This is a genomic window from Shewanella eurypsychrophilus (genome assembly GCF_007004545.3).
Lineage (GTDB): Bacteria > Pseudomonadota > Gammaproteobacteria > Enterobacterales > Shewanellaceae > Shewanella > Shewanella eurypsychrophilus.
In genome coordinates, this window is the sequence record NZ_CP045503.2 from 3,319,520 (window position 1) to 3,346,497 (window position 26,978).

A 26,978-nucleotide genomic window follows, 5' to 3' on the forward strand; every position below is an offset into this window, starting at 1 on the left:
GGCAACGTGGGCAACGTGGGCAACGTGGTAAAGGTAGCGTTTAGGAGCAATAGATAGTGCTATGCGAACATAGGTAGTGATCCTCGAAGTAACACTGTGATGTATAGGCATATCATGGTTTATTGATAGTGTTCATCAATTCAGGATTTGATTTCAATCTCTGGATTACTTGATCACGTGGTTCGTTCTCTTGTGCCGATACAGGGTTTGCTTGCTTGGCTATATGCTCATAATACATATCATCAATTGATTTAAGGCAAGTGTGCTCATCAGTGCCGAACTTATCCATAAACACATCTAATGGCTGTATGATTTGCTTTTGTTGCTCTGTGTTCGATTTAGTGGGCTTATACACCTCACGCTCAAGGCGAGCGTTTAGCTGTGCTTTGGTTTCTGTGTTCTTGAATAATTCTTGATATAGATCTTGGTTCATAATGAAATCCTTTTCATTTATGTTGTTGTGTTCTGTAGTTATACGCTTTCTAGGTTGCATGTAACCTAGAATGCCACCTAAAAAATGTGGTTGGTAACATGCTGAAACGCAGTAGTGTCGTGGGTTTTCGAGGTATTTGTAACCTATGTTACCTAAAATCTTATATATAGGGAAAAATAAAAGTAGGTAGCCCACCACAGCCCCACCCACTAAGGGTAGCGGATAGGTTACATTGGTTTCATTTACCTCTTTAAAGCAGTGAAATCCAACCACAACAAGGGTTGCAGCCATGATACCCCCTAAAGAAAAGGGTGCATTCAAGGTTACATTGTTACCTACCTGCAAATTTTCTTAGTGTCGTGTAACCACACTTGGCACCTGCTTTCTTAATATCGGCCATTAGCTTAGTGAGATCAGATCCTGAATTCTGGCTCAAGCATTTTGAACAACAAAGCATGATTTCACTATCATCATATCTACCAGCTATTAAAGCTGCCATTAACTTTTGAATATCAACATGGTGTAGCTTGCCAATGTTCCGATTTATTATATCGTTCAGTAGATTAACCCGTTCTAATGCCTTTTTGCTAGCCTCTAGTTTTAGGTCTTGAATGTAACTTTTAGCCATCATTTTAACTTTAGGATCAGTGGTTATACTGATAAGCTTTTCGGCCTCTTCTAATGTCATTGTGGTTTTTGTTTCTGGTGCTTGTTCAACATATAACGGCTGTTCTAACTTGTGGATCATGGCTAGTGGTTTCTTGTGCACTAGCCCAGATCTAACAGGTACAGGATCAACCACATCTATAAATGTTGGGTTAGCCGTGTAATGAACTTGAACAGTTCTGAAAACAGATCTATCAACCGTATCACCGTGATAATCAAAATACCTATCCCAATCACGCCACCCCATAGGTTCAGAAACAAAAAACCATAAATGCATTTTGATCATTTCAAAATTGTCCATGCCGTGGCTAGAACTGAATTGCCAATGATAGCTAGCATTATGAAACTGATTGTTTAAATGATTTTGGATCAAGTATTCAGATAAAACACCACCGTTGGTTTTATCACTGTTGAGGTGGTCAGGTAACGGTACAGTATCGAAATCCAAACATACCCATAAACGGCTCGTTTCAGTCATGTTTTCTAGGGTGCGCTGGTGAACGCCTACGGCATTTGGTTTGGCTCTTACTACACAGACACTATGATTACTTTCTAACAGTACTAGCAGGTCGTGTAGCTCATTTATGTCGGTTACTTGTACCTCATTATGATCAAAGGTATAAGCGTTCGCATAACTTGTTTTACCTTTTGGCGTAAAGGTCTTAGCCATTTGGGTTCTGTTACCTTCCCAATCTCTGCTATCTGATAAGATTGCTAAATTGAATAAATCTCTCATTTTTTAAGCCCCCCTATCAGTTCGCTTGTTAGCTCATCAGTTTTATCCTTTGGATCATTACTTTGGCTGTAGGTAACATCACTACACGCATATACAATTTTAACTTTATCGATTGAAAATGTTTTGGGGTGATACACAGTCGCACTCTCACCGCTTGCAAGTGTGATCCTGTGTCCCCGCTTACCTTGTGGTGATTTCCAATAATCCATCCGCTCTAGTGCACTACCTAGCACTTTTGGGCTTGGTGCGTTGCCGTATCCGTTAGCTTTCCACTTATCAGCAAACTGTTCTGTGGTGAACACTGGCATATCTTCTAAACATTCCTCAATCTTGAGGTCGTTATTACTTTTTTGTTGGTTGAGAAATTCATCATGCACACTTGTTTTTGGTGCCCTTCTTCTACCTGAAAATCCTGTCATATCGACACTATTAAGAATGTAGTGAATGCAATTTTCATAACCCCCATTATCCAACCACTGATACAGGTCATCGTAGTAATCGCCCTTTGCTTCTTCACCACCAAACATTGCATTAAATGCATCCATATCATTTTGCTGGTGAGTAGTTAAGAAATTACAAAACCTAGTATTGCCCTTGTGTTGCATTAAGGCGTTCACATTATTGGTGGTGATAATGAAATTTGTGGTGTTGGTGGCGCTGAACGTGTCTGTGTTCATCTTTCTGATAGAAATGGTATCGTTAGTTATCCAAGGCTTTAATTTCTCTGCAATGGTGTTGCATTGAGCCTCTTTCAACTCATCAAAATTACACAGGATTTTGTTCTGTATATACCCATTGAATTGTGAGTCAAGATCACTAGCCATTGGTGAAATGAAATACTCCTCTCCAATAGCCCGTTTTATGATATTAACGATTGTGGTCTTGCCGTTCCCCTCAATACCAATAATTACAGGGCAAAAGTTTAGCCTGTTCTTTGGATCGCCTCTGTGGGTGATTATCCAGTTCATTGTTTGCAATATTAGCGTTTTATCTTGCTCTGTTTTGAACAGTTTATCTAGCAGATCGAGAAACCTTGAAACGTCCCCTTGAACGCCTTGAACACCTCTATCTATGTAACTGTTCAACATACTGAAACCATGCCGATCCACTACATCACCTGTGGGTCTTGTGCTATCCATTTCAGTGAAATCTCCTCTGATACCATCAAAGAATTTGCCGTGTAGAAAAGCAATAACGGGTGAACCGTACTGAACCGATCCATCATCACGTGTACTAACTGGTAATTTGTCCCTGAAAGTATCGGTAAAGTTCTCTTTATTGCGCTTGATACCTGTTTTGATATTGAGAAATTTCTGATCCTCAAATACATAACGCCAATCACCTAAAACGCCCTCACATATGGCGATTGGATCAGCACCTTGTGATTGTTGTATTGCGTCTGAAAGCTTGTTTAATAATTGCTCTTCTTCACTTAGTTCAATGTTATTTTGTGCTACGCCCATAGTTAACCCCTTGGATAGTCTTGTTATTTTTAATATCTTTTAGTATTTGTTTGATTGTTGCCTGCGGGCTTTTACCCTTGTAGATTTCATCAACAAAATCAGCAAGTTCATCAGGTAGCTCTAGTGTCATTCGTTTAGCCATTACAGCTCTCCTCTTGCTTTCATTTGAGATTTAACCTTGCCTACCATTGCTAGGCTGGAGCTGGTTTCAACAGCTATAACAGCTTGTTTTAGCTTCTTTTCTTTCGGTAGGTTCTCATTTGCCAGTAAAAGGCCAGTGATCATCGTTGTTTTGTTCATACGCTCCCCTTTGAGGTAGTTTTTGTTCAATAAGTGGTAGTGGTTGTATGTATTTATAAAAATCAGAGTGTGAGATCGTTCAGATACCAAGCATCTGGTTAGCCTTTCTTTCAATCCGAACAAAATCAACACCTTACAAAGGTGGTTGATAACGAACTTACGTGTTTAACGTGCGTTTCATAGCTATAGGGATGAAATCAGAGGAATAAAACAGTAGTAGTGGTTCTATATGTAGGTAATAGGATGGAAAAATGAAAAAGTCTGAAAATAAATGTTGGTAGGGGGGCTTTTAGGTGATGTAGTTCAGTTGGTAGATTCGAGTGATCAAGCAATCGTTGGCCTACGCCAATGTGTTTAATCATGTGCTCTGTCTCTTCTTCTATCTTCATGAATATATTTAGATTAGAATTGATACAGTTTTCAGAATGGAATCAGATGTATGCGTATTGTTGTAGGCTTCTTTATTTTGTTTGCTGTAGTAGTGATAGCTCTTGGTAATCCTGAGATATCGAATATGGTTTCAACACTGGATAACAGCCTTAAAGCGGCTCTATGTACGGCTATAGTGGCTGTTTCAGTTGTTGTATTCAGTCAATGGCGGTTTGATGAAAGGCAAAGGGAACAGCATGAACATAATTTGAAAACTAAGGAGTATGAAAGAAAACAGGATAAAGCTGAAAAAATACACCTTTTATCTCAAGATGTTGAATCTGAATTCAGATTGTTACATTTTCAACTTGTTAAATCAGGAAGTAAAGAGCTAAAAGCTCTTAATATAAAAGAGCGAGAAATTCAATTTAATATTTTCTTTGAGTCAGGCCATAAAATAACTGAGAATTGTTCTCAAATAGTAACGTTAATAAAAATATACTTTCCTAAGATTGATACTAAGCCAATGGAGTCTACTAACTTTCAATATGATGATATTTTAGAGGGCGTTGTGGAAAGCTTGGAAACAGAAAAAACTGATTTACTATCAAAAAAGACAGATACAATATCTCTGGCTTTTAAAAAGTTACAGAATGAAGTCAAAAGAGATGTTACTGCCTTTTGGGATAAATCCAATTAGCCGCACCAAGATCACGCTTCCCTCCTTGATACAGTCTAGCGTGCTTAGCCTCTAAGAGCTTTTTGAGAGGCTTTCGTTATCGATGTGCACTATCTGCTATCAATCAAAGTATTCTCCCCTCTGACCCATCAACAGCAAACGGTATAATCATCAGTTTGCTAGCCAATTTTGTCCAGTCATTAATCGCAATTAAATAATTGTAATTTATATTCAAATAGTTACCCAGCGTGAAAGACTCACCATTTACAAAAACAAAAATTGCAGGCAAAATACTGCATCGGCTGAATAAAGCCTCACTCAATTATTGTAGGGTTAATCAAATATGTTTGTTGTAATTTTTGGCCGTCCTGGCTGTCCATACTGTGTTAGAGCCGTACAACTTTCTGAGCAACTTGTTGAATCTCGTGATGACTTTAAGTTCAAGTATGTCGATATTCATGCAGAAGGGATCAGCAAAGCTGATCTTGAAAAAACAGTCGGTAAGCCGGTCGAAACTGTGCCACAGATTTTCGTAGACAAAGAGCACGTTGGTGGTTGCACCGAGTTTGAACAGTACGTAAGAGACAACCAGCTTCTTGCAGCAGCTGTCTAGTGCAATAGATTTTTCTCTTTTCAAACTGAACTACAGTTTGTAAAGAGCATGAAAAAGGAGGCTGATGCCTCCTTTTTTGATCTTGCTGTATATTTAACTTTTAATCCGTTTGATGCAGATTTAACCGTTAAAGCACATATTTCACCGAGAATATCACTCGATTTAACTCGCCATTGTCGCCATTTTGTTTGGTGTTTTCTGCATACATATATTCAACACCAACCGTTAATGGCTTAACAGGTGAATAAAGTAAGTTAACGTAGCCAGAATAAGATTCCTTGTTTACTCCCCCACCCGTTAAAGATTCATTATTATCAGCCTTAAAACCTGAAAGGGTGAAACTAGAGCGCCACTTATCATTCCACCAATGACGGTAAGATGCGAAGCCACCATATGAGCTAATTGTCTCTATATCGCCATTCTCGTCTAATACACCAGCATTGGCATAGTTAAGCGCCATGTAACGCCCTAAACCATCACCAGCTGTTGCTGAGAGTTTAATATCATCACTGCCTACAGGGATCACGCCCGTAAAGCTCACACCGTAGCCCATCTCCTGACTATCGAGGTCATCTTGCTCGATATTAAGCTGACGAGCTAAGCCCGCCACGGTAAATTTAGCACCAGCTTCTGTCTTGAAATTATAGCGAGCAACAAAATCCGGCACCATACCACTACCACTAGTGATACGATTGCCACCGCCATTGGGTGTAACGGTTGTTTCTGGGTTTTCAATCGCAAACTGGAAACCACCGTTGGTATAACGCACCATGCTTTGACGCACGAATGGCGTACCTTCTGCGGCACCGACAAAATCTAAGTTTTCAGGTAATGCACCAGGATTTTGGAAGGTTGTCCAGGTCTGACCCACTGTCCAGTTGTCATAACTGACAAAAGCCTGCCTGATACGGGGAGAGTAGCTGTTAGATACTCGCTCGTTACCATCGGAATGAGTCATAAAATCAAGCTCGATAAAACCTGTTAGTTTATGCCCATCGAGATCTGTGCTGGTCTTAAAATTGAAACGAGATTCACGTGCTTGAAAGTCAACAACTTGGTTGCCGTTACTTGCATCACCATAAATCGTACCAGGTACATAAAACTGTCGAGAAAGATTGCCTGAGTCCGGAGCACCGTTGCTGTAATCGCTAAACATCACATCGGTTTTAACATAACCACCAAATTTAAACTCAGTATCACCTGCTTGAGCACCAGAGCTGACTGCTAGCATAGTCGCCATGGCTACAAGACTTATCTTTGCTTGTCTCATTGTCTATCTCCCATATCATTATTATATTATTTACAAGAATATGAACTAGATAACAATTAAACAACATTAGCAATACGTCTATCAGACAAAAGTATAACAGCAAAAACTGATACGATAAGCTAGGGACATTAATTATACCGATTAGTATTAGGGGTAACATGCCCTGGAGTACATTGATAGATGTGTTAAATAGTGAAGAGCGAACCTTCTACCAATTGCCTTCTATGGGACAAGGGTTAAGAGTAAAGCCAGCTGCCTTTCCATACAGAAAGAGTCAACTGATCTAACAGCCCTCTTTCTGGTATTACTTTATTTGGATTTACTAACTGGCTGGTATATCACTAAATTTTAGAAAGGAAAATCGATTTGAACCAGAGTTAGGATTCTACTCAGAAAGTGGTGGTTTTTTATTACCAAGAATGAAGGATTCGAACCTTCGACCAATTGCTTCTCATATGTGAAAAGAGTTAAAAGCAAGCCAACTGCATATCACTTACAAGGAGTCAACTGAGCTAACAGCCCTTTCAGGTATTGCTTTGTTTTAAATGACTACTGGATAGATTTGGGGTTTATGAAGATATTCACTAAGAGATTTAAATAAAGAGTATATTGAACCAGAGTAAGGGGTATCCACCTAGAGGTGGTGGTGGTTTTTTATTACCAAGAATGAAGGATTTGAACCTTCGACCAATTGCTTCTCATATGTGAAAAGAGTTAAAAGCAAGCCAACTGCCTATTCACTTACAAGGAGTCAACAGAGCTAACGGCCCTTTCAGGTATTGCTTAATGTTCTGAATTACTAATTGGGTGGATGATATAATAGCAAAATTTTAGAAATGAAAATCGATTTGAACCAGAGTTAGGATCCCACTAAGAAAGTGGTGGGCCGTGAAGGATTCGAACCTTCGACCAATTGGTTAAAAGCCAACTGCTCTACCAACTGAGCTAACGGCCCTTTCTGGTATTGCTTTGTTTTCTGAATTCATTTGTCATAAATAACAAATCCACCTCAGAAGTGGTGGGCCGTGAAGGATTCGAACCTTCGACCAATGTGGTAGTTAAGAGTAAAGCCAACTGCGCTCTTTATTACAAGCATCAACTGAGCTAATCTTATCTACCGTCTCCATTTTTACCACCAGGAGAAGTGGTGGGCCGTGAAGGATTCGAACCTTCGACCAATTGGTTAAAAGCCAACTGCTCTACCAACTGAGCTAACGGCCCTTTCTGGTATTGCTTTATTTTCTGAATTCATTTGTCATAAATAACAAATCCACCTCAGAAGTGGTGGGCCGTGAAGGATTCGAACCTTCGACCAATTGGTTAAAAGCCAACTGCTCTACCAACTGAGCTAACGGCCCTTTCTGGTAACGCATTCTGAATTTGCTTCTTCATCGCAATGAACAAGTCCACTTTCAGAAGAGTGGTTTTGAATTTAACGGTTTAAGTATTAATTTAAATCGTACACTTTCAAGAAGTGGTGGGCCGTGAAGGATTCGAACCTTCGACCAATTGGTTAAAAGCCAACTGCTCTACCAACTGAGCTAACGGCCCTTTCTGGTATTGCTTTATTTTCTGAATTCATTTGTCATAAATAACAAATCCACCTCAGAAGTGGTGGGCTGTGAAGGTTTCTAACCCTCGACCAATGTGGTAGTTAAGAGTAAAGCCAACTGCGCTCTTTATTACAAGCATCAACTGAGCTAATCTTATCTACCGTCTCCATTTTTACCACCAGGAGAAGTGGTGGGCCGTGAAGGATTCGAACCTTCGACCAATTGGTTAAAAGCCAACTGCTCTACCAACTGAGCTAACGGCCCTTTCTGGTATTGCTGATATATCAAAATTAATAGCTAACTATCATTAGCTAAAAGCCAACTGTCTGTTTCTACAAGAAACTGAGCTAACGGCCCTTTCTGGCAACGCATTCTGAATTTGCTTCTCCATCGCAATGAACAAGTCCACTTTCAGAAGAGTGGTTTTGAATTTAACGGTTTAAGTATTAATTTAAATCGTACACTTTCAAGAAGTGGTGGGCCGTGAAGGATTCGAACCTTCGACCAATTGGTTAAAAGCCAACTGCTCTACCAACTGAGCTAACGGCCCTTTCTGGTATTACTTTGTTTTCTGAATTCATTTGTCATAAATAACAAATCCACCTCAGAAGTGGTGGGCCGTGAAGGATTCGAACCTTCGACCAATTGGTTAAAAGCCAACTGCTCTACCAACTGAGCTAACGGCCCTTTCTGGTATTGCTATTAAACTCTAAATTTGCTTCTTCATCGCAATGAACAAGTCCACTTTCAGCTAGAGTGGTTTTGAATTTAACCGCTCATGCTACACATAAGCTGTACACTTTCAAAGAAGTGGTGGGCCATGAAGGATTCGTACCTTCGACCAATTTGGTAGTTAATAGTAAAGCCAACTGCGCTCTTATTCAAAGCATCAACCGAACTAATCTATCTCTACCTTCTCCATTTTTACCACCAGGAGAAGTGGTGGGCCGTGAAGGATTCGAACCTTCGACCAATTGGTTAAAAGCCAACTGCTCTACCAACTGAGCTAACGGCCCTTTCTGGTATTGCTGATAATTAAGAATTAATAACCGATTATCACCCGGTTAAAAGCCAACAGTCTGTTTCTATAAGAAACTGAGCTAACGGCCCATCTTAGTAGTAATATCTCGTGATAAACGATTCGAAAACTGTTTAACTCAAGACCCTCAAGCGACTCTGCCGCTCTGAGGGCGCCTATAATACCTTTTTCATCTTCTCTTGCAAGTGCATTTTTTACATTTCTTGCTGTTTGCATGAAAAACAAACTAAGAGTATGTTTTTTGGATAAATAAGGATTAAAGAGCAGACAACTGCTGTTGTGCTAAGCGGGCTGCGGCACTATTCGCATACTCTTTGAGTACTTGCTGATAGTAAATTTTAGCAGATGATACATTTCCCGTCTTTTCAGCAATCATCCCAAGCTTCACTAAGCTATCACCCCGTTTATTTGAATCCTTAAAGCTATTCACCACTGTATCGAAGGCTTGCTTTGCTGGTTCAAAGTCACTGCTGTTATACAAGAGCTGTCCTAACCAATAGTTTGCATTCGCAGTATAAGTTGAGTCTGGGTACTGTTTAATGAAAGAACGAAACGCAGGGATAGCTTCAGCATACTTTCTCTGTTTTAAAACCAGATTTACTGCATGTTCATAACTTGCGGTCTCGCCTAGGGTAGAAGCAGGCGTTTGTGCCCCCCCAATAGGTGTAGTTATGCTTACCTGCTGTGTGGACTTTGATGATAAGTTAGCAATCTCTTCATATATCTGACGTTGACGCTGTAGCATCTGTTCTATTTGGTAACTTTGCTGTTCATTGAGACCACGTAGATCAAGCACTTCTTGCTGTAGCGTATCCAAGCGCTGTTGAGTTTGAAACTCAGACTGCTGTTTTGCTTGGAGGATCCTTTCTAATCGTGCAACTCTATCTTCAGTAGAATTACCGGTAGCATCTGCGACCGGTGCGGGTGCGGCTGATGCCGCACCTATACTAAGAAGAATTGCCGTTACTAATACGGCACTTTTCATAGATAAACCTACCAAACAATTAGTAAACTAAGACTGCACGACGATTAATAGCAAAACCGTCATCGCTACGAGACATATCCAGTGGCTTCTCTTCACCATAGCTGACAATGCTCATTTGGCTAGGTAGTACACCCATGCCTTGAAGGTATTTAGCAACCGCTTTAGCACGTCTTTCACCTAAAGCTATGTTGTACTCTGGTGTACCACGCTCATCGGCATGTCCTTCAATCATGACTCGAACATTTGGATGCTCAACTAAATAGTTACCGTGAGCTTGAAGCACCTCTGCAAACTGAGCAGATACAGCACTTCGGTCAAAATCAAAATAGATAATGTGCTCTTTGCGAAGCTCCTGATCTTTTAAACGCTGCTGCTCTGCAGGAGTCAATATTGGTGCCACACCGCCAGTTTCAACTCCACCAGTAGCCAATTCACTTCCCGAACCAGAATTTGAGCCAGAACTCGTTGAATCAGTTTCAGATTCAGAAGTTGAGCTACACGCACTGAGAGCCATAATCGGTAGTGCAACCAACATAGCTTTAAACAACTTATTGAGATCCATTTTAAATCCTTAATATTTTTTATAGTTAAAATTGTTAGAGAAAAGGTGACCATGAGGGAGACTTAACTTCCCCTTGACCAGCAGGTAACCTTGCTTTAAACCTTCCATCCGTAGAGACAGCCCCTAAAACTTGCTTACCCTGATGGGTTGTTCCATATATCACCATAGTGCCATTTGGTGCGACACTCGGTGACTCATCGAGACGCGTTGTGGTTAACACTTGCATAAAGCGCGTTTCGAGATCCATTCTTGCAATATTAAATTTACCGTTTGTGCGATTAACGAAGATGATGCTGCGACCATCTGGTGCAACTGAACCACCTAAGTTCCACTCACCTTCAAAAGTCTGCCTTTGAATTTTCCCCGTAGCAAGTGTCACCTTATAAATTTGAGGACGACCACCACGCTCAGAAGTAAATATGAGCGATTTACCATCAGGAAACCACGAAGCTTCAGTATCGATTGCATAATGGTTAGTGACACGCTTTAACGCTTTAGTGTTGATATCGACCACATATATCTCTGGTTGACCATCTTTCGACAAGGTTAAGGCCAGTTTCTTTCCATCAGGAGAAAATACTGGTGCTCCATTGATCCCTGCAAAACTGGTTACCTTACTACGAGCCTGCGTATAGATATCCTGTACAAAGATCTCAGCTTTTCTATTCTCGAAACTCACATAAGCAAGCTGGCGGCCATCTGGTGACCATGATGGTGACATTAGAGGCTCCGGAGAACGTAAAAGCATCTGCTCATTATGGCCGTCATAATCAGATATCATTAACTGATAAGGAGACTTTTCACCATGTTTAACCACCACATAAGCAATGCGAGTCAAAAATGCCCCACGGATCCCCGTTAACTGTTCATAAACGAGATCGCTAATCCGATGACCATACTGCCTAAACTGTGCCGCTGAAATAACGGTTTCGCGACTATCAATGAGATACTCATTGCTAGACTGTGGGCCATTCCCTTGTTGCATTTGAGCTTTTACAAGATCAACCAAATCAAAAGTCACTAGGTATTGATCATTGCCATATGGCTTAACCGCGCCCATAACAACCGCTTCAGCACCAATGTTAGACCAATCCTTTGCAACAAACTGCGACACATTGCTTATATTACGTTGCGGTAAACTGAGTTCGTCTAGCGGGTTAAATGTGCCACTGCGGATCAAATCTGACATCACCACATCCGATATTTGCTCGGGTGCTATGCCCGCCCCTTGCCAAACAAACGGCACGACCGCGATGGGCCTAGCAGCATCGACACCCTCTGTGATCACTATGTCTAATGCTGCTTTTACTGGTGAGCTTAAAATAATCAGGCCTAAAAAGAGCCATTTCCCTAAAATCTTCATAGGACCTCTATTAATTGAATTCCGGTTGTACTGTTAAATTAATTTCTTTGAGCTTGTTATACACATCAGGTTCTGTTGAAACAGGTAATCGTCCCGCCTTGTTGATGGCTGCTTTAGCGGCACGACACACCACGGGATCCCCAGACAGTATTTTGGTGCCAGTAACAAAGCCATCAGTTGCTAAACGAACGAATACTCGGCAAGTTTTGCCACGCATCGATTCATCAACCACTAGATTACGTTGGATCGTAGCCCTTATCATGCTGGTATAACGTTGTACTTCATTCATCACCTGCTTATTACGAGTCTGCGATAACTCAGCCTGCTCAGCCGCCAATGCATCTTGCATCATCTGCTCCTGCTGCTGTCTGGCTTTCTCTTCTGCAATACGCTTTCGTTCAGCGTCAGCCTTTCGTTTGCGCTCAGCGTCTTCTTTACGCTTACGCTCATCGGCAGCTTTTTTCGCTGCAGCCTCTTCCTGTTTACGCTTATCTGCGGCTTTCTTAGCTGCTTCTTCAGAAGCTTTACGCTCTTTCTCTTTTTGCTTACGAAAGACTTCGGCTTCTTGCGCTTTCTGCTTTTCCTGTTTCTGTTTTAACTGCGCTGCTTTCGCAGCGGCAGTGGCATTTTTAGTTTCTATCTCTTTTTGCTTTCGTTCTCGCTCAAGCTTTTTAATTTTCGCTTGTTCTTGCTCACGTTTCTGAACCGCTAATTTGGCTTGCCTATCGAGCTCATCTTGGCGCACCTTCTCTTTTCTCAGTGTCTCTCTCTTCTCAGCTTTTAGTTTCTCTACATGTTGAGTAATTTGTTTCTGATCGACTACAAAAGCTTGAACGACTGGCGCACTGGCTTGAGGTTGTGGTTTTGGCTTTTCAGAAAAATCCACTCCCATAACAAGCACAATTAGCACGCCAATATGAATACCAGCTGAAATAACTAAAGGTAACGTAAAATTAGACTTATCTGCCACCGACTACTCTCCTGGTGAATCTGTCATCAAGCCAACCGATGGCACACCTGCGCCTTGTAAAGTCACCATTAATTGAATGACTTTCTCATAAGCGATACTTCTATCGGCTTTGACAACCACTGGACGCTCAGGTTCTAGCTGAATGATCGCCCCTACACGAATGGCTATATCTTCTAAATCCAACGTCTCTTTTGAACTCGAGCTGCCAACATCAAGAAAGTAATCACCGTCTGCATTAATAGATGCAACCACTGGCGGCTTACTGTCCGCGGGCAGTGATTCTGAGGTTGCCTGAGGTAAATCAACCTTCACACCTTGAGTCACTATTGGTGCGGTCACCATAAAGATGATCAATAATACCAACATGACATCGATATAAGGCACGACATTGATTTCAGCAACCGGACGTCTGCGTTTACGCTGATAGCCCTGTTGCATTAGCCTTCATCCTTTTCACTGTAAGCTTGACGATGCAAAATACTGGAGAACTCCTCCATGAAGTTTGCATATGACATCTCGATACTGTCCACTTGCGTGGTAAATCGGTTATAACCGATAACGGCAGGAATAGCTGCGAACAGACCCATAGCCGTAGCAATCAGTGCTTCTGCAATACCTGGAGCAACCATTGCGAGCGTGGCATTTTCAACAGCACCAAGGGCGATAAACGAGTTCATGATCCCCCAAACAGTACCAAAAAGACCAATATAAGGACTAGTTGAACCAATGGTGGCAAGTAATGGTAGACTTTGTTCAAGCTTTTCCATCTCTCTTGATAGAGAAACACGCATAGCACGGTAACTTCCATCCATCACCGCACCCGGTACCTTGTCATTAAGCTTACTTAATCTGGCATACTCTTTAAATCCTGTATGAAACAGAGTCTCCAGACCAGAATTACTGTCTTGTCTTGCAGAAATCTCTTTATAAAGTTTATTGAGATCGACACCAGACCAAAATTTATCTTCAAACTTCAGCGCATTTTTCTTCGCTGAGTTAAGCAAACTTCGGCGCTGAATAATAACAGCCCAAGACATCACCGATAGACTCATCAAGGTGAGCATGACAAATTTAACTAATAAGCTTGCTTGTAAGAATAACCCAATAAATGAAATATCAGCTTCCACCATTTAACTCCTGAACTATGTTTTGCGGGATGGCACGGGGTCGCATACGCGACAAAGAGATACAAGCAACTAATATCTTGCCCTCACAATATGTCACGCCTTGCTCGTCAATTAATCTTTGTTTAAATACCAAAGAGACTTTCTTCATTTCTATGACCGCAGATTCAACAATCAGTTCTTGCTCAAATTTTGCCGGACGACAAAAATCTAACTCAGCCTTTTTAACGACGAAAACTATATCATCAGCTAATAACTCAGTTTGCTTCACACCAATTGCTTTAAGCCATTCGGTTCGAGCACGTTCAAAAAAATTGAGGTAATTTGAATGGTAAACAATGCCACCAGCATCGGTATCTTCGTAATAAACAGAAATAGGCCAACGAAACATAAATTTTGGTGCCAATCATAGATTTAAAATAATGGACTACTATACCTAGACCCAAACCAATTGTGAATGGCCGCTCAACCTAGATAAGCGCTATATACGTAAAATATTGTTAATAAAAAAGAGCAGCAACTGCTGCTCTTTTTTACTCAATTTACCAAAAGTGATTTTTTAGTTAACTTTTGCTGGTATTTTTAATCCAAAACTTTCAAATAGGAAGCTATAGATGTCGGCAAACTCGTCAATTTTCATTGAGGTTGGTTTACCTGCACCATGACCCGCTTTAGATTCAATTCTCATGATAATTGGGGCTTCACCCTGCTGGTTTGCCTGCATCATAGCGCCAAACTTAAAGCTATGAAGAGGTACAACACGATCATCATGATCCGCAGTCATTACCATAGTCGCTGGGTAGCTACGCTTACTCACATTATGGTAAGGCGAGTAAGCCAATAATGCTGGGAACTGTTCAGCCACATCTGCACTACCGTATTCACTCGTCCAGGCCCAACCAATAGTAAACTTTTGGAACCTAAGCATATCGAGTACACCCACAGCAGGAAGTACTGCAGCAAATAGTTCAGGACGCTGAGTGAGCGTTGCTCCCATCAACAATCCACCATTACTACGGCCATAAGCACCAAGCTTAGTTTTATTGGTATAATTTTCATCAATGAGATATTCAGCCGCTGCATAATAGTCATCAAATACATTTTGCTTCTTATCTAGCATCCCAGCCTTGTGCCAAGTTTCACCGTATTCGGCGCCGCCCCTTAAATTAGGCACAGCGTAAACTCCCCCCATATCCATCCATGCAATGTTTGCTGGGCTGAACCTTGGGGTCAGTGAAATAGCAAAGCCACCATAGGCATAAAGTAACGTTGGATTCGCACCATCTTTTTCCAAGCCTTTCTTATAAGACAGCATCATAGGTACACGCGTCCCATCTTTGCTGCTATAGAAAACTTGCTCTGATATGTAGTCATCAGGATTAAATGACACCTTAGGCTCAACAAACAATGTTGACTGGCCAGTTTTAAAATCAAACTTGTAGGTGGTTTTAGGCTGAACATAGCTATTGAAAACATAGTAAAAGTAATCTTTAGTACGCTTGCCGTATGGGCCTGCGACCTTACCTTTCCCAGGTAATGTCACGTCTTGGCGTTTTTCTCCATTCATACTGAAAATAGAAAGCTTACCCAGTACATCATGAAGGTAGCTGACCACCAAGTGATCATTAATAATGGCTATGTCACTTATAGGATCGCTTGATTCCGCAACGATTGTTCTCCAGTTCCCCTTTTCTGGACGATTAACATCAATCGCAATCACTTTGCCATTGGGGGCATTGAGATCCGTTTTAAAATAAAAAACAGATTTGTCATTACCAAGGAAGCTGTATTCAGCTTCAAGGTCGATGATCAGCTCAATCACATCAGATGAATCAATCAGAGATTGATAAAAGAAACGGTTCCTGCTGTCGGTACCCTGCGAAATGGAAATAAGCAGATAATCACCGGCTTCAGACACATCAGCGCTGAATCCCCAATCTTTATTCTGCGGACGCTGATAAATCAGTTTATCACTAACTTGTTCAGTACCAAGCTGATGGAAATATACTTTCTGATTAAAGTTAACATCTGCCAGCGCATTACCGCCTTGAGGGGCGTCATAACGTGAATAGTAGACTCCCGTGTTGTCTTTATTCCATACCGCACTAGAAAATTTAATCCACTTAAGCTCATCTTTAAGCACTTTTCCAGTCATCACATCGACAAACTGCCATTGCTGCCAATCTGAGCCAGACTTTGATACCCCGTAAGCCAACGTCATCCCATCACCACTGACAGAAACGCCCGATAAAGCAACGGTACCGTCTGTAGATAAGCCATTAGGATCTAGCGCAACCTTTTCTTGTCCGTCTTTTGTTTTCACAAATAGAACAGATTGAGCCTGAAGGCCATCATTGCGGTAATAAAAGGTATTCTCACCATGCTCAAATGGGGCCGATACTTTTTCATAGTTCCAAAGTTCAGTGATACGGTCTACGACAGCTTGCTTATTAGCAATACTCGCTAAGTAAGCTTTGCCTTCCACCTGTTGCGCCTTGACCCAGGAACTCGTCAACTCTGACTCTTGTTCTAGGTAACGATAAGGGTCGGCGACCTGTACGCCATGAATGGTCTCAACGGTATCCCCTGCGACAGCGATTAAAGGAGAAATAACCTCTGCTTCTTGCTGTGCTGCCTGGCACCCTACTAACGCCAACGATAAGCTCGCGACTAAAAGGTGACGTTTCTTCATCTTGCTTTCAAATATCATGGTTGCCTTCCTGCTACTGATATCATTGTTTATTATTATGTTTCGCTCTGAGTCAAAAACTCAGTAAGGCAGCCACTATACAAGCAATTAATAGTGAATCAATGAAAGAAAATTTATGCTTACCAATTAAAAAAAGAAAAAGTTAATAACCCTGTAACACGGATTAATTAAACAGTACGTTGAATTATGCAAATATTTTGCTTAACCAAGCGGAAAGAGGCTATATGACTGAATTTATCAAAATACCCATAGCAACCTATCATTAGATAAACTTATGCAAAATGGTATTTTTTCTAGTTTGTCAGTTATTAAGGATGACACTATAATTCGTCTCGTTTTCAGGAAGTATCTGTTTCGCAGATATGAAAACAAGAACTCTTAATTCCCGTGTCTAACACGTGAATTTATCCCTGGTTCTTATGCTTGACTTCCTTCCTTCAATTTGTTGATTGCAATATATTTATTTGCGGCCCGCTTAATTAAGCGGGCTTTTTTTTGCTTGTAATTCTGAAGTTGGATGATGTACAAATTTTTGGTAAAAAAAAGCCCAGCTTCTAAACTGGGCCTTATCACTAAGAAATTCGCTGTATGCAATATCCTATCAAATCACTCTTCACATAGGTTTACTAATCCTAATGACTACTCGTCTATTTCTGGCTCGTTCATCTATTGTGTCATTGGAAGCAACATGGCGCTTCTCGCCATGACCTACCGTATATATTCTATCTTGCTCTATACCTGCAGATATAAAGAACTTCTTAACGGTATCGGCTCTTTGCTCTGAAATCTTTTGGTTAACTGAACGCCCGCCATAGCTATCGGTATAAGCATCAATTAACACAAGCTCCACTTGCTGATCATAGGCTAAATATTCCTGTACTTTAGCTATCTGCGCTTTCGCATAGCGAGTAAGTTCAGAGCCACCAAACTCATAGGTTAATACCGTAAATGCAATATCATCGAAGCTATAAGGCAATAAACCTGCTAAACAAGCCTTAAACTGTCCATATTTACGAGTAAAGTTAACCGCTGAAAGTCCGACTGCGATTTTATTCGATTCGTTATACCAATCTGAATAATAGAAAGTTGGTTGCATGCCTCTTTCAAGTTCTGCCAGCATTGACCAGGCTGCATTACGCGGCACTTCACCACTGAAGTATTTCTGATAAGTAAGCTCTGTGATCTCTTTTGATAAAATCCCAGGCCGCCAGGCCGGTGCCATACTCATTAATGTAGCTTGGGTCACTTGATCGGGCTTAACCCACATATCTAAACTAAAATTTAAATTATGGTTTTTGCCCGCAATACTGGTAAAAACGGCTTTACCATAGGAAGGGATATCGTGCTCGAGGCGACAGATGATGGGAGTATTACCACTCAGTTTCCACTGAGATTGATCGAGAGAGGCAACATAATGACGCAATTCTGCTGTCGCAAAAAAGGGCAGACACAATGTTGACGCTAACAATACTCTAAGCCACATATCTGGTACTCGTATTAATTCTATTACTTAATGCTATCGGCACACTTTTCCATACCTTTAGCTCATAAAGTAGCCATTCAGACATGACAGCAATAAACAGTTAGATCATAATAGCGGCCTGATAACTACTTGGACACATTAATGAGCGATATTTGCGACGCCAATAAATTAAATCACCGTTTTAGGGGCTACTTCCCTGTTGTCATCGATGTCGAGACTGCAGGCTTTAATGCCCAAACAGATGCGTTGCTTGAAATTGCCGTCACCATGCTGAAAATGGATGATGAAGGTGTACTAAGTTTAGACAAAACTCTGCATTATCACATAGAACCTTTCGAAGGTGCCAATTTAGAGCCTGAAGCGCTGGCGTTTAATGGCATAGATCCAACCAATCCACTGCGTGGTGCTGTCAGTGAGAAAGAAGCCTTTCTAGAAATTTTTAAAGAAGTCAAAAAAGCCCAAAAAGCTGTTGGTTGCCATAGAAGCATCATAGTTGCACACAATGCCGCATTTGATCACGGCTTTGTCTCTCAAGCCATTGAACGCTGCGCCTTGAAGCGTACCCCATTCCACCCCTTTGCCACTTTTGATACTGCAGCGCTGTCCGGCTTAGCCTTAGGTCATACGGTTCTCGCTAAGGCTTGCTCTATCGCTGGTATCGACTTTGATAATCGCGAAGCACATTCGGCACTCTACGATACTGAAAGAACCGCTGAATTGTTTTGTCATATCGTCAACAAGTGGAAAGCACTCGGCGGCTGGCCTTTGGCTGTAAACCATGACATTGATGAAGCATCTGAACAGACAAAATAGATACCGTATAACGCTTAATGACAAAACGGCCTCATGGCCGTTTTTATCATCTTAGATAACAGCCACAAAAAAGCCGCGATAATCGCGGCTTTTCTTTATGCTAACACTTCCAATAATCGATGATTATAGCGTGTCTGCATTGTCACTTAGGTAAGAAGCAACGCCTTCTGGGCTTGCGTCCATACCTTTATCGCCTTTTTCCCAGCCAGCTGGGCAAACGTCACCGTGCTCTTCGTGGAACTGAAGTGCATCGATCATACGTAGCATTTCATCAACGTTACGACCTAGTGGAAGATCGTTAACGACTTGATGACGAACCATGCCTTCTTTGTCGATCAAGAAAGAACCACGGAAAGCAACACCCGCTTCTGGATGCTCAACGTCGTATGCTTTACAAATCTCATGCTTAACATCAGCAACAAGAGTGTACTGAACCGGACCGATACCGCCTTCAGCAACTGGAGTGTTACGCCATGCATTGTGAGTGAACTGTGAATCGATAGAAACACCAATCACTTCTACGCCACGCTTCTTGAACTCTTCAATGCGGTGATCGAAAGCGATCAGCTCAGATGGACAAACAAAAGTGAAATCAAGTGGGTAGAAGAAAACTACCGTTGGCTTGCCTTTAATTGCTTCGGTTAGGTTAAAGCTATCAACGATTTCGCCGTTACCAAGTACAGCTGCTGCAGTGAAATCTGGTGCCGGACGGCCTACTAATACGCTCATTTTATATCTCCATCTATGGATTGAAAAACGTTTTTCGTTTAAATCTTATGGCATTATAGGCAGTGTTGGTTAGCACACAAGCTTTTTGGGATGAATATCACCTTTATTAATTGATAATTAATCTCTTAGCTTAAATAGCCGTCGCAATAAGCATACTAATATTGAGGTTATTTACATTTAGCATCGATCATGTTCCACATAGCATTAACAACATCTCAAAATTGTCAGATAAATTCCCGCAATACTGGACAAGCATTACTAAGCTAGGCAAGAATGTGTGCCAAATTAAAAAAAGTAAGAATCTATTTCTATGAACGCTGTTGTTATCGCCGTTTGCCTCATGTTGGGTCTCAGCCTAGCTCGAGTCAATGTTGTCATCGCACTGACAGTTAGTGCACTGGTCGCCGGCCTAGTTGGAGGGATGGACCTTCAACACACAGTCGATGCATTTAATACCGGCTTAGGTGGTGGGGCTCAAATTGCATTAAGTTATGCCCTACTCGGTGCATTTGCAGTTGCTTTATCTCACTCGGGATTAACAACACTGATCTCCAGGCGAGTCATTTCCACACTCGGTAAAAAGCATAATAGCACCAACATGAACCGCGTGCGCTGGACCTTGCTACTCGCCATTTTAGCCATGGCCGTTTCTTCGCAAAACCTGTTGCCTATCCATATCGCATTTATTCCAATCTTAATTCCGCCACTATTACATGTCATGTCTAAGCTCAAGTTAGATAGACGACTGGTAGCTTGTGTACTGACATTTGGTCTGGTAACGACCTATATGATCTTGCCCATCGGCTTTGGCGGTATATTTTTAAACGATATCTTACTGGCGAACCTCAATAGCAATAACCTTGATGCTGTACGTGAGCAGATCCCAACGGCCATGTTAATCCCCGCCCTTGGAATGATCACAGGCTTGTTGGTCGCGGTCTTTATCAGTTACAGAAAGCCCCGCGAATATAAAGAAGAGGTCATCCTTGCAGCAGAACCTGAAGAAGGGGTCAACACTAAGAATATCGCCATAGCCGTTGTTGCAATTGCAGCAACTCTGGCAGTACAACTGCTTACCGGTTCGATGATCTTCGGTGCCTTGATTGGTTTTATTATTTTTAGCTTCTCTGGTGCACTTAAACATGTAGCCGATCAGGATGTGTTTAACCAAGGCGTGCGTATGATGGCCAATATTGGTTTTATCATGATCTCAGCAGCAGGCTTCGCAGCAGTAGTCAAAGAGACTGGCGATGTCAGCTCGCTTGTTGACTCGTTAAGCAGCATCATTGGCGATAATAAGGCATTAGCCGCCTTCTTGATGTTAATCGTCGGCTTATTAATCACGATGGGAATTGGTTCTTCATTCTCGACCATTCCTATCATCGCCACTATCTATGTACCGCTGGCCATGAGCTTTGGTTTCTCGGTAACGGCGACTATCGCACTGGTAGGTACCGCTGCGGCGCTCGGTGATGCTGGCTCTCCAGCTTCGGATTCAACATTAGGTCCAACAGCAGGTTTGAACGCCGATGGACAGCATGATCATATTAAAGACAGTGTTATTCCAACCTTCATCCACTATAACATCCCGCTATTAATATTTGGCTGGATAGCAGCTATGGTGCTCTAGGTGCTAGGTGCTAGGTGCTAGGAAGGATAAAAACAAAAAAGGAGCTATTTAGCTCCTTTTTTAATGTTTGCATTTGAATCAGTTATTGACTCAACGTACAACGACTTTGTGTATTACTTAGTACCGAAGATCTTGTCACCCGCATCACCAAGACCAGGAAGAATGTATCCCTGCTCGTTAAGGCAATCATCTATAGAGGCAGTATAAAGCTCTACATCAGGGTGAGCTTTCGCTAGCGCCGCAACACCTTCTGGTGCAGCAACAAGAACCAGAGCTTTAATTGCAGTACAACCACGGTCTTTAAGCAGGTCAATGGTTGAGATCATTGAGCCACCTGTCGCCAGCATAGGATCAACCACGAGTGCGATACGAGAAGGCATGTCACTGGCTAGCTTTTCAAAATAAGGCACTGGCTCCAATGTTTCTTCATCACGGTACATACCCACTACTGAGATGCGCGCACTAGGAATATTCTCAAGTACGCCGTCCATCATGCCAAGACCAGCACGCAAGATAGGTACAACGGTGACTTTTTTGCCTTTAATCTGATCAACTTCTACCGGACCATTCCAACCTTCAATGGTAACAGTTTCGGTATCAAAATCAGCAGTAGCTTCATAAGTCAGTAGGCTACCCACTTCCGCAGCAAGCTCGCGGAATCGCTTAGTGCTGATGTCGCCTTCGCGCATTAGGCCTATTTTGTGACGTACTAAAGGATGTTTAACCTCAACGACTTTCATCTTTTTCTCCTGATTGTCTGGCATTATTACAAGCAAATTCTCAAGATTTTAGTTGATTTGTTCGCATTCGAAAACATAAAGTTTTAAAAACACGATAAATCGTGACCCATGTCAGGGTTAAATAGCCAAATCTTCGCTTTCGAGGCCTGAAACAAACTGGTAGAATGGCGCCGCATAAAATCCAATAATCATTCTGTACCCGAGAGGATCTTCGTGAGCACTCCTACACAGCTTAGCTATAAAGATGCAGGTGTCGATATCGACGCCGGAAATGCACTAGTTGATAATATAAAAACTGCCGTGAAACGTACCCACCGTCCAGAAGTTATGGGCAACCTAGGTGGATTTGGTGCTCTTTGTGAGTTACCCACTAAGTACAAACACCCTGTGCTAGTTTCTGGTACTGATGGTGTAGGCACCAAATTAAGACTGGCAATCGATTACAAGAAACACGATACCGTTGGTATCGACCTTGTTGCCATGTGTTCTAACGATTTAATCGTGTCTGGCGCCGAACCACTATTCTTCCTTGATTACTATGCAACGGGCAAACTCGACGTTGCTGCAGCGACTGCTGTGGTTAAGGGCATTGCCGAAGGTTGTGTACAATCAGGCTGTGCACTTATTGGTGGTGAAACCGCCGAAATGCCAGGTATGTATGAAGGTGACGATTATGACCTAGCCGGTTTTTGTGTCGGTGTGGTAGAAAAAGCAGACATCATCGACGGCACGAAAGTGGTTGCCGGAGACTCGCTTATTGCATTAGGTGCTAGCGGCCCTCATTCAAATGGTTTCTCCTTGATCCGTAAGGTTCTTGAAGTCAGCAAGGCAAATCCTCAAGATGATCTTGAAGGTAAGCCGCTTATCGACCATCTTCTTGAACCAACAAAGATCTATGTTAAGTCGCTGCTCAAGCTACTTGAACAAACTGAAGTCCATGCAATGGCACACATTACTGGTGGCGGCTTCTGGGAAAATATTCCACGTGTCCTTCCTGATGACTGCAAAGCCGTCATAAAGGGTGATTCATGGCAATGGCCCACCGTTTTCAATTGGATAATGGAAAACGGTAATATCGCAGAATTTGAAATGTATCGTACATTCAACTGCGGTGTTGGCATGGTTGTCGCACTACCCACTGAAAAAGTAGAAGCCGCTCTTGAGCTTCTCAATGCTGAAGGCGAAAAAGCTTGGTTAATCGGTAGCATTGCTAAGCGCGATGGTGACGAAGAGCAAGTGGAGATCCTGTAATGTCTCCAAACTGTCGCGTTTTAGTATTAATCTCGGGTAATGGCAGTAACTTACAGGCGATTATTGATGGTTGTGATGACCATCTTGACGCCGAAGTGATAGGCGTTATTAGTAATAAACCAGATGCTTACGGTTTAATCCGCGCCCACCATAACGAAATTGATACGAGTTGCGTGATTGTGCGTAAAGATGAGTCTCGTCCCGAATATGATGCTCGCTTAAAGCTTGCCATAGACAGATATCAGCCAGATCTGATTGTCTTAGCTGGCTTTATGCGTATTCTCAGCGATGAGTTTGTACAAGGCTTTGAAGGAAAGATGATCAATATCCATCCTTCTCTACTGCCTAAGTACACAGGATTGAATACTCATCAACGTGCTATTGATGCTAAGGACAAAGAACACGGCGCAAGTGTTCACTTTGTGACACCAGAGCTTGATGCCGGTCCGGTCATATTACAGGCTAAAGTGCCCGTATATGCTGAAGATACTCTTGATACTCTCGCTGAACGTGTTCATCAGCAAGAACATGCCATCTACCCTATGGTCGTGAAATGGTTTGGCCAGAATCGACTTAAAATGGCAGATGGTTGTGCTTATCTCGACGATATACGTCTCGCCGAAGCGGGCTACGCTGCTGACTAAGCACTAAGCTTATCAAGATCAAGCTAGCCGATTAGAAGGGCGCTGAATAATATTCAGCGCCCTTTTTAATAGCATATCAAATGATACTAATCTCCTTAATGACCTTTGGTTAGTACTTTTTAGTTAATATTCAATTCTGTTTTACCTGACAACAAAGACCTATGTTTTCAAAATTCGATAAAGCTTTACCTGGCATGATGCACATCAGGCTGATCAAGAGTTTTAGTGAGTTCGCAGAGAGTAGTTGCAACCACTACACAAGAGTTAATTGGAGATGCTTGGCCAACCAAGGTTATTATTTCATTGTATATCCAGATTCAAGCCATAGTTACAACATCAACTGTCGTGATATAGATACTCAACTTTCTCCTCGCGCATTCGGCGCCTACATCAGCCTGCTCGTACTCAATCATTGGGCGATAAAGATGTATGAAATCGAAGATAAGCGATTAGCGCAATTCTTTCGTTATCATTTTCATGATACTAAACGATATCTTGTAGATAATTGCCATGCACTGGGCATTGAAACATTTGAAGCCAATTTAGTGATGCGTTTGGTTGATTAAGTCACTAGCAAGGTTCAACAAGCTCCTTCATTATCAATAGATCCAGAGATATTTTGATGTTAATGTTACCTGTAACATTAAAGTGAGCATGTGTATGAATTCATCGCAGAAACCAAGACCAACCCTTCAAGATATCGCCGATAAAATTGGCATCACTAAGATGACGGTTTCTCGTTATTTACGCGACCCAAGCTCTGTGGCCACGAAAACTCAACAGAAAATTGCCACAGAAATTGAAGCGACTGGCTATATTCAGAATCGTGCACCCACTATGCTGTCAAAATCATCGAGTAAAGCCATCGGCATCTTATTGCCTTCACTGTCTAATCAAGTTTTCGCACGCTTTACCCAAGGTATAGAAGAGATCACTAAAGCCCATGGCTATGAAACGCTCATCGCTCACTTTGGTTACAGTGAATTAGAAGAAGAGGCTAAGGTCGCATCCCTACTCTCTTATCAAGTTGATGGACTCATTCTCACGGAAACCTCACACACAGCACGTACCTTACAGATGATACGTACAGCAGGTATTCCTGTTGTTGAAGCCATGGAGTTACCTCAAACGCCCATTGATATGGCCGTAGGCTTAGATCACCATGAAGCGGCGTATAAAATTGTCACCCAAATGCTCAAATCAGGTAAAAAACAGATAGCCTACTTCGGTGCGCGTCTAGACAGCCGCACCAAACTCAGAATGCAAGGTTACACACAAGCAGTAGAAGCTATGGGTCATAAACCCATCTATGTACTGACAAAGGAGCACTCAAGCTTTTCAATAGGCGCAAGCCTACTCGAACAAGCACTTAAACAGCACCCAGGTTTAGATGGCGCCTTTTGTACCAATGATGATATTGCCGTCGGGATCATGATGGCTGCACAGCAAAAAGGTATCGAGGTGCCAAAGCAGTTAAGCATAGTAGGCAACAACGCCTTAAACATAGGTACAGTGATGAGCCCAGCGCTAACCAGCATCGACTCCCCTCGCTATGAGATTGGCAAAAAAAGTGCCGAGTTGATTATTAGTGCTTTAACAGGTGTTCCATCAGAGCAGAAGGTTTACGATCTTGGCTACAGTATCTCAGCAGGTGGAAGTTTGTGATGACTTTATAAGTCATTATGCACGCGGTATTGTTTTGTTACAGATGTACGATGGCTTTGGTGAAAAAACTTCTCTATTTTAGGCTTATTGACGCACCTTGAGGTCAACATCTCTTGGGCGTTGCTATAACAATAAAAAGGGTGCTGCTAGCGTGGTAACCTGAAATGGAGTTCTAAATGAAACGCTTTATCTCAATTGCGCTACTGCTCTCTTACTTGATGAGCAGTAGCAGCTTTAGTCAAGACAAGCCCCCAGTTTTAACAGGTCCTTATATGGGGCAGAAACCACCAGGGCTAGTAGCTGAGCCGTTCGCACCAGGTACTATTTCTAAAGAGGGATGGGAAATTGAAGGTGTATTTGCACCGGGAATGAGCGAGTTCTATTACACAACAAGAGGTGCAGACGGCAAAAAAATTATCGTTATCGGCTTCCGTGAACACAATAACGTGTGGACCAAGTACCTTGAGTTCCCTCGGCAAGGTGAAGTAACATTTTCCCCAGACGGCAAACGTATGCATATGGCTGATGGCTATAAAGATCGGTTAGGCGATGGTTGGTCAGAGCGCCAAACCCTTGGACCTATGTTTGATAGAGAAGATTGGGGCATTATGCGCCTATCTGCTTCTGAAAAAGAGACCTATGTATTCGACGATTATAAAAGCGGCGATGTTCTTCGTATCTCAAGGATCCAGAACGGTAAACGAACTAAGCCACAAAAGATGAGCTCCAATTTCAATACAGGTAAATGGACCGCCCACCCTTTCATTGCACCTGATGAAAGTTACCTCATCTGGGACAGTGAACGACCTGAAGGATTTGGTAACTCAGATCTCTATATCAGTTTTCGCCAAACAGACGGTAGTTGGGGTCCTGCGATCAACATGGGTGAAGATATCAATTCTGACAAATGGGACGCCTACGCTAGCGTGACACCTGACGGAAAATTCATCCTGTTTAACAGAGGGATTGATGATGACGGCAATGTTGATATCTATTGGGCAGATGCAAAAATCATTGAAGAGCTAAGGACAGAGTAAGTCGTGAACTCCATTCCACATAGGTGAACGGTCTAACGACTACAATGGGGCATCCATGCCCCGCTAAGTCTGCACACTGCGGCAACTCTCAACGGTGGCTGGTTGTAGCGTCTAGCTTCGTTTTGGATAATCTAACTGCTTACCCCCAAAG

General features: G+C 42.1%; 27 protein-coding genes and 8 tRNA genes. 10 read left to right on the forward strand and 25 right to left on the reverse strand.

Going from position 1 to position 26,978, the window contains the following annotated elements:
• Nucleotides 1–112: 112 nt before the first annotated feature.
• From FM038_RS14015 to FM038_RS14035, 5 genes are read right to left on the reverse strand one after another with little or no spacing between them, the layout of a single operon-like run.
• The gene (locus tag FM038_RS14015) at nt 113–724 is read right to left on the reverse strand and encodes a hypothetical protein (protein WP_195873049.1); all 612 of its coding nucleotides are present in this window, start codon (nt 722–724) and stop codon (nt 113–115) included.
• Nucleotides 725–764: 40 nt separating this feature from the next.
• The gene (locus FM038_RS14020; RefSeq protein ID WP_195873050.1) at nt 765–1,835 is read right to left on the reverse strand and encodes a hypothetical protein; all 1,071 of its coding nucleotides are present in this window, start codon (nt 1,833–1,835) and stop codon (nt 765–767) included.
• Nucleotides 1,832–3,298, reverse strand: coding sequence for a primase-helicase family protein (locus FM038_RS14025; protein WP_195873051.1), 1,467 nt, complete (start codon nt 3,296–3,298; stop codon nt 1,832–1,834). The genes FM038_RS14020 and FM038_RS14025 overlap by 4 nt, the downstream gene beginning before the upstream one ends.
• A complete protein-coding gene (locus tag FM038_RS14030; protein WP_195873052.1) occupies nt 3,279–3,440 on the reverse strand; it encodes a hypothetical protein in 162 nt (53 codons plus the stop codon). Before FM038_RS14030 ends, FM038_RS14025 begins: the two co-directional genes overlap by 20 nt.
• Nucleotides 3,440–3,598 (reverse strand): hypothetical protein, encoded by a 159-nt coding sequence (locus tag FM038_RS14035; protein WP_195873053.1) that lies wholly within the window; start codon nt 3,596–3,598, stop codon nt 3,440–3,442. The genes FM038_RS14030 and FM038_RS14035 overlap by 1 nt, the downstream gene beginning before the upstream one ends.
• Nucleotides 3,599–4,037: 439 nt before the next feature.
• On the opposite strand from FM038_RS14035, the gene FM038_RS14040 reads away from it, so the two are divergent.
• Together FM038_RS14040 and FM038_RS14045 are read left to right on the forward strand one after the other, a co-directional pair.
• Nucleotides 4,038–4,667, forward strand: coding sequence for a hypothetical protein (locus FM038_RS14040; protein ID WP_195873054.1), 630 nt, complete (start codon nt 4,038–4,040; stop codon nt 4,665–4,667).
• Between the two features lie 322 nt (nt 4,668–4,989).
• The gene (locus tag FM038_RS14045; RefSeq protein ID WP_142874012.1) at nt 4,990–5,259 is read left to right on the forward strand and encodes a GrxA family glutaredoxin; all 270 of its coding nucleotides are present in this window, start codon (nt 4,990–4,992) and stop codon (nt 5,257–5,259) included.
• Nucleotides 5,260–5,386: 127 nt separating this feature from the next.
• On the opposite strand, the gene FM038_RS14050 is transcribed toward FM038_RS14045, so the two are convergent.
• Entirely contained in the window at nt 5,387–6,529 is a 1,143-nt protein-coding gene (locus FM038_RS14050) for a DcaP family trimeric outer membrane transporter (protein ID WP_142874013.1), read from the reverse strand.
• A 158-nt stretch (nt 6,530–6,687) separates the two neighbouring features.
• Between FM038_RS14050 and FM038_RS25310 the strand changes: the two genes are divergently transcribed.
• A complete protein-coding gene (locus tag FM038_RS25310; RefSeq protein WP_272877516.1) occupies nt 6,688–6,816 on the forward strand; it encodes a hypothetical protein in 129 nt (42 codons plus the stop codon).
• 592 nt (nt 6,817–7,408) lie between these two features.
• Here the strand turns inward: FM038_RS25310 and FM038_RS14055 are convergent.
• From FM038_RS14055 to FM038_RS14135, 17 genes are all read right to left on the reverse strand, one after another.
• A tRNA-Lys gene (locus tag FM038_RS14055) sits at nt 7,409–7,484 on the reverse strand.
• A 190-nt stretch (nt 7,485–7,674) separates the two neighbouring features.
• Nucleotides 7,675–7,750 (reverse strand) — tRNA-Lys (locus FM038_RS14060).
• A 61-nt stretch (nt 7,751–7,811) separates the two neighbouring features.
• Nucleotides 7,812–7,887 (reverse strand) — tRNA-Lys (locus FM038_RS14065).
• A gap of 117 nt (nt 7,888–8,004) precedes the next feature.
• A tRNA-Lys gene (locus FM038_RS14070) sits at nt 8,005–8,080 on the reverse strand.
• A gap of 190 nt (nt 8,081–8,270) precedes the next feature.
• Nucleotides 8,271–8,346, reverse strand: a tRNA-Lys gene (locus FM038_RS14075).
• A gap of 210 nt (nt 8,347–8,556) precedes the next feature.
• Nucleotides 8,557–8,632, reverse strand: a tRNA-Lys gene (locus FM038_RS14080).
• Between the two features lie 61 nt (nt 8,633–8,693).
• Nucleotides 8,694–8,769, reverse strand: a tRNA-Lys gene (locus FM038_RS14085).
• A 253-nt stretch (nt 8,770–9,022) separates the two neighbouring features.
• Nucleotides 9,023–9,098, reverse strand: a tRNA-Lys gene (locus FM038_RS14090).
• A 279-nt stretch (nt 9,099–9,377) separates the two neighbouring features.
• On the reverse strand, nt 9,378–10,106 hold the full coding sequence (gene ybgF / locus FM038_RS14095; RefSeq protein ID WP_195873055.1) for a tol-pal system protein YbgF: 729 nt from the start codon (nt 10,104–10,106) through the stop codon (nt 9,378–9,380).
• A gap of 19 nt (nt 10,107–10,125) precedes the next feature.
• Nucleotides 10,126–10,668: a peptidoglycan-associated lipoprotein Pal gene (gene pal, locus FM038_RS14100; protein WP_142874014.1), complete on the reverse strand. Its 543-nt coding sequence runs from the start codon at nt 10,666–10,668 to the stop codon at nt 10,126–10,128.
• Nucleotides 10,669–10,702: 34 nt separating this feature from the next.
• Nucleotides 10,703–12,031, reverse strand: coding sequence for a Tol-Pal system beta propeller repeat protein TolB (gene tolB, locus FM038_RS14105; RefSeq protein ID WP_142874015.1), 1,329 nt, complete (start codon nt 12,029–12,031; stop codon nt 10,703–10,705).
• 10 nt (nt 12,032–12,041) lie between these two features.
• Entirely contained in the window at nt 12,042–13,001 is a 960-nt protein-coding gene (gene tolA, locus FM038_RS14110) for a cell envelope integrity protein TolA (protein ID WP_142874016.1), read from the reverse strand.
• Nucleotides 13,002–13,004: 3 nt separating this feature from the next.
• Nucleotides 13,005–13,439 (reverse strand): protein TolR, encoded by a 435-nt coding sequence (gene tolR / locus FM038_RS14115; RefSeq protein ID WP_142874017.1) that lies wholly within the window; start codon nt 13,437–13,439, stop codon nt 13,005–13,007.
• On the reverse strand, nt 13,439–14,128 hold the full coding sequence (gene tolQ, locus FM038_RS14120) for a protein TolQ (RefSeq protein ID WP_142874099.1): 690 nt from the start codon (nt 14,126–14,128) through the stop codon (nt 13,439–13,441). The genes tolR and tolQ overlap by 1 nt, the downstream gene beginning before the upstream one ends.
• Complete coding sequence (gene ybgC / locus FM038_RS14125; RefSeq protein WP_142874018.1) at nt 14,118–14,516, reverse strand: tol-pal system-associated acyl-CoA thioesterase; 399 nt, start codon at nt 14,514–14,516, stop codon at nt 14,118–14,120. Before ybgC ends, tolQ begins: the two co-directional genes overlap by 11 nt.
• Before the next feature lie 168 nt (nt 14,517–14,684).
• Nucleotides 14,685–16,835 (reverse strand): prolyl oligopeptidase family serine peptidase, encoded by a 2,151-nt coding sequence (locus tag FM038_RS14130; protein ID WP_142874019.1) that lies wholly within the window; start codon nt 16,833–16,835, stop codon nt 14,685–14,687.
• 613 nt (nt 16,836–17,448) lie between these two features.
• Complete coding sequence (locus FM038_RS14135; RefSeq protein ID WP_142874020.1) at nt 17,449–18,318, reverse strand: flagellar protein MotY; 870 nt, start codon at nt 18,316–18,318, stop codon at nt 17,449–17,451.
• Nucleotides 18,319–18,459: 141 nt separating this feature from the next.
• On the opposite strand from FM038_RS14135, the gene rnt reads away from it, so the two are divergent.
• Nucleotides 18,460–19,131 (forward strand): ribonuclease T, encoded by a 672-nt coding sequence (gene rnt / locus FM038_RS14140; RefSeq protein WP_142874021.1) that lies wholly within the window; start codon nt 18,460–18,462, stop codon nt 19,129–19,131.
• Nucleotides 19,132–19,254: 123 nt separating this feature from the next.
• On the opposite strand, the gene FM038_RS14145 is transcribed toward rnt, so the two are convergent.
• The gene (locus tag FM038_RS14145) at nt 19,255–19,860 is read right to left on the reverse strand and encodes a peroxiredoxin C (protein ID WP_142874022.1); all 606 of its coding nucleotides are present in this window, start codon (nt 19,858–19,860) and stop codon (nt 19,255–19,257) included.
• Between the two features lie 310 nt (nt 19,861–20,170).
• On the opposite strand from FM038_RS14145, the gene FM038_RS14150 reads away from it, so the two are divergent.
• Nucleotides 20,171–21,490 (forward strand): Na+/H+ antiporter family protein, encoded by a 1,320-nt coding sequence (locus tag FM038_RS14150; RefSeq protein ID WP_142874023.1) that lies wholly within the window; start codon nt 20,171–20,173, stop codon nt 21,488–21,490.
• 113 nt (nt 21,491–21,603) lie between these two features.
• On the opposite strand, the gene upp is transcribed toward FM038_RS14150, so the two are convergent.
• Nucleotides 21,604–22,230 carry a uracil phosphoribosyltransferase gene (upp, locus tag FM038_RS14155; RefSeq protein ID WP_142874024.1) on the reverse strand — a complete coding sequence of 209 codons (627 nt, stop codon included), beginning with the start codon at nt 22,228–22,230 and terminating at the stop codon, nt 21,604–21,606.
• A 213-nt stretch (nt 22,231–22,443) separates the two neighbouring features.
• Between upp and purM the strand changes: the two genes are divergently transcribed.
• From purM to FM038_RS14180, 5 genes are all read left to right on the forward strand, one after another.
• Nucleotides 22,444–23,481: a phosphoribosylformylglycinamidine cyclo-ligase gene (purM, locus tag FM038_RS14160; RefSeq protein ID WP_142874025.1), complete on the forward strand. Its 1,038-nt coding sequence runs from the start codon at nt 22,444–22,446 to the stop codon at nt 23,479–23,481.
• Nucleotides 23,481–24,125, forward strand: a complete 645-nt coding sequence (gene purN, locus FM038_RS14165; protein WP_142874026.1) for a phosphoribosylglycinamide formyltransferase — start codon at nt 23,481–23,483, stop codon at nt 24,123–24,125. The genes purM and purN overlap by 1 nt, the downstream gene beginning before the upstream one ends.
• Before the next feature lie 278 nt (nt 24,126–24,403).
• Nucleotides 24,404–24,691 carry an antirestriction protein gene (locus tag FM038_RS14170; RefSeq protein WP_142874027.1) on the forward strand — a complete coding sequence of 96 codons (288 nt, stop codon included), beginning with the start codon at nt 24,404–24,406 and terminating at the stop codon, nt 24,689–24,691.
• A gap of 94 nt (nt 24,692–24,785) precedes the next feature.
• On the forward strand, nt 24,786–25,790 hold the full coding sequence (locus FM038_RS14175; RefSeq protein WP_142874028.1) for a LacI family DNA-binding transcriptional regulator: 1,005 nt from the start codon (nt 24,786–24,788) through the stop codon (nt 25,788–25,790).
• Between the two features lie 176 nt (nt 25,791–25,966).
• The gene (locus FM038_RS14180) at nt 25,967–26,827 is read left to right on the forward strand and encodes a TolB-like translocation protein (RefSeq protein ID WP_142874029.1); all 861 of its coding nucleotides are present in this window, start codon (nt 25,967–25,969) and stop codon (nt 26,825–26,827) included.
• Nucleotides 26,828–26,978: the final 151 nt, after the last annotated feature.

Bases quoted from the DNA above. Each gene is read 5' to 3' on its own strand.
- FM038_RS14015 (WP_195873049.1), bottom strand. From the start codon at position 724: ATGGCTGCAACCCTTGTTGTGGTTGGATTTCACTGCTTTAAAGAGGTA.
- FM038_RS14020 (WP_195873050.1), bottom strand. From the start codon at position 1,835: ATGAGAGATTTATTCAATTTAGCAATCTTATCAGATAGCAGAGATTGG.
- FM038_RS14025 (WP_195873051.1), bottom strand. From the start codon at position 3,298: ATGGGCGTAGCACAAAATAACATTGAACTAAGTGAAGAAGAGCAATTA.
- FM038_RS14030 (WP_195873052.1), bottom strand. From the start codon at position 3,440: ATGGCTAAACGAATGACACTAGAGCTACCTGATGAACTTGCTGATTTT.
- FM038_RS14035 (WP_195873053.1), bottom strand. From the start codon at position 3,598: ATGAACAAAACAACGATGATCACTGGCCTTTTACTGGCAAATGAGAAC.
- FM038_RS14040 (WP_195873054.1), top strand. From the start codon at position 4,038: ATGCGTATTGTTGTAGGCTTCTTTATTTTGTTTGCTGTAGTAGTGATA.
- FM038_RS14045 (WP_142874012.1), top strand. From the start codon at position 4,990: ATGTTTGTTGTAATTTTTGGCCGTCCTGGCTGTCCATACTGTGTTAGA.
- FM038_RS14050 (WP_142874013.1), bottom strand. From the start codon at position 6,529: ATGAGACAAGCAAAGATAAGTCTTGTAGCCATGGCGACTATGCTAGCA.
- FM038_RS25310 (WP_272877516.1), top strand. From the start codon at position 6,688: ATGCCCTGGAGTACATTGATAGATGTGTTAAATAGTGAAGAGCGAACC.
- ybgF (WP_195873055.1), bottom strand. From the start codon at position 10,106: ATGAAAAGTGCCGTATTAGTAACGGCAATTCTTCTTAGTATAGGTGCG.
- pal (WP_142874014.1), bottom strand. From the start codon at position 10,668: ATGGATCTCAATAAGTTGTTTAAAGCTATGTTGGTTGCACTACCGATT.
- tolB (WP_142874015.1), bottom strand. From the start codon at position 12,031: ATGAAGATTTTAGGGAAATGGCTCTTTTTAGGCCTGATTATTTTAAGC.
- tolR (WP_142874017.1), bottom strand. From the start codon at position 13,439: ATGCAACAGGGCTATCAGCGTAAACGCAGACGTCCGGTTGCTGAAATC.
- ybgC (WP_142874018.1), bottom strand. From the start codon at position 14,516: ATGTTTCGTTGGCCTATTTCTGTTTATTACGAAGATACCGATGCTGGT.
- FM038_RS14130 (WP_142874019.1), bottom strand. From the start codon at position 16,835: ATGATATTTGAAAGCAAGATGAAGAAACGTCACCTTTTAGTCGCGAGC.
- FM038_RS14135 (WP_142874020.1), bottom strand. From the start codon at position 18,318: ATGTGGCTTAGAGTATTGTTAGCGTCAACATTGTGTCTGCCCTTTTTT.
- rnt (WP_142874021.1), top strand. From the start codon at position 18,460: ATGAGCGATATTTGCGACGCCAATAAATTAAATCACCGTTTTAGGGGC.
- FM038_RS14145 (WP_142874022.1), bottom strand. From the start codon at position 19,860: ATGAGCGTATTAGTAGGCCGTCCGGCACCAGATTTCACTGCAGCAGCT.
- FM038_RS14150 (WP_142874023.1), top strand. From the start codon at position 20,171: ATGAACGCTGTTGTTATCGCCGTTTGCCTCATGTTGGGTCTCAGCCTA.
- upp (WP_142874024.1), bottom strand. From the start codon at position 22,230: ATGAAAGTCGTTGAGGTTAAACATCCTTTAGTACGTCACAAAATAGGC.
- purN (WP_142874026.1), top strand. From the start codon at position 23,481: ATGTCTCCAAACTGTCGCGTTTTAGTATTAATCTCGGGTAATGGCAGT.
- FM038_RS14175 (WP_142874028.1), top strand. From the start codon at position 24,786: ATGAATTCATCGCAGAAACCAAGACCAACCCTTCAAGATATCGCCGAT.
- FM038_RS14180 (WP_142874029.1), top strand. From the start codon at position 25,967: ATGAAACGCTTTATCTCAATTGCGCTACTGCTCTCTTACTTGATGAGC.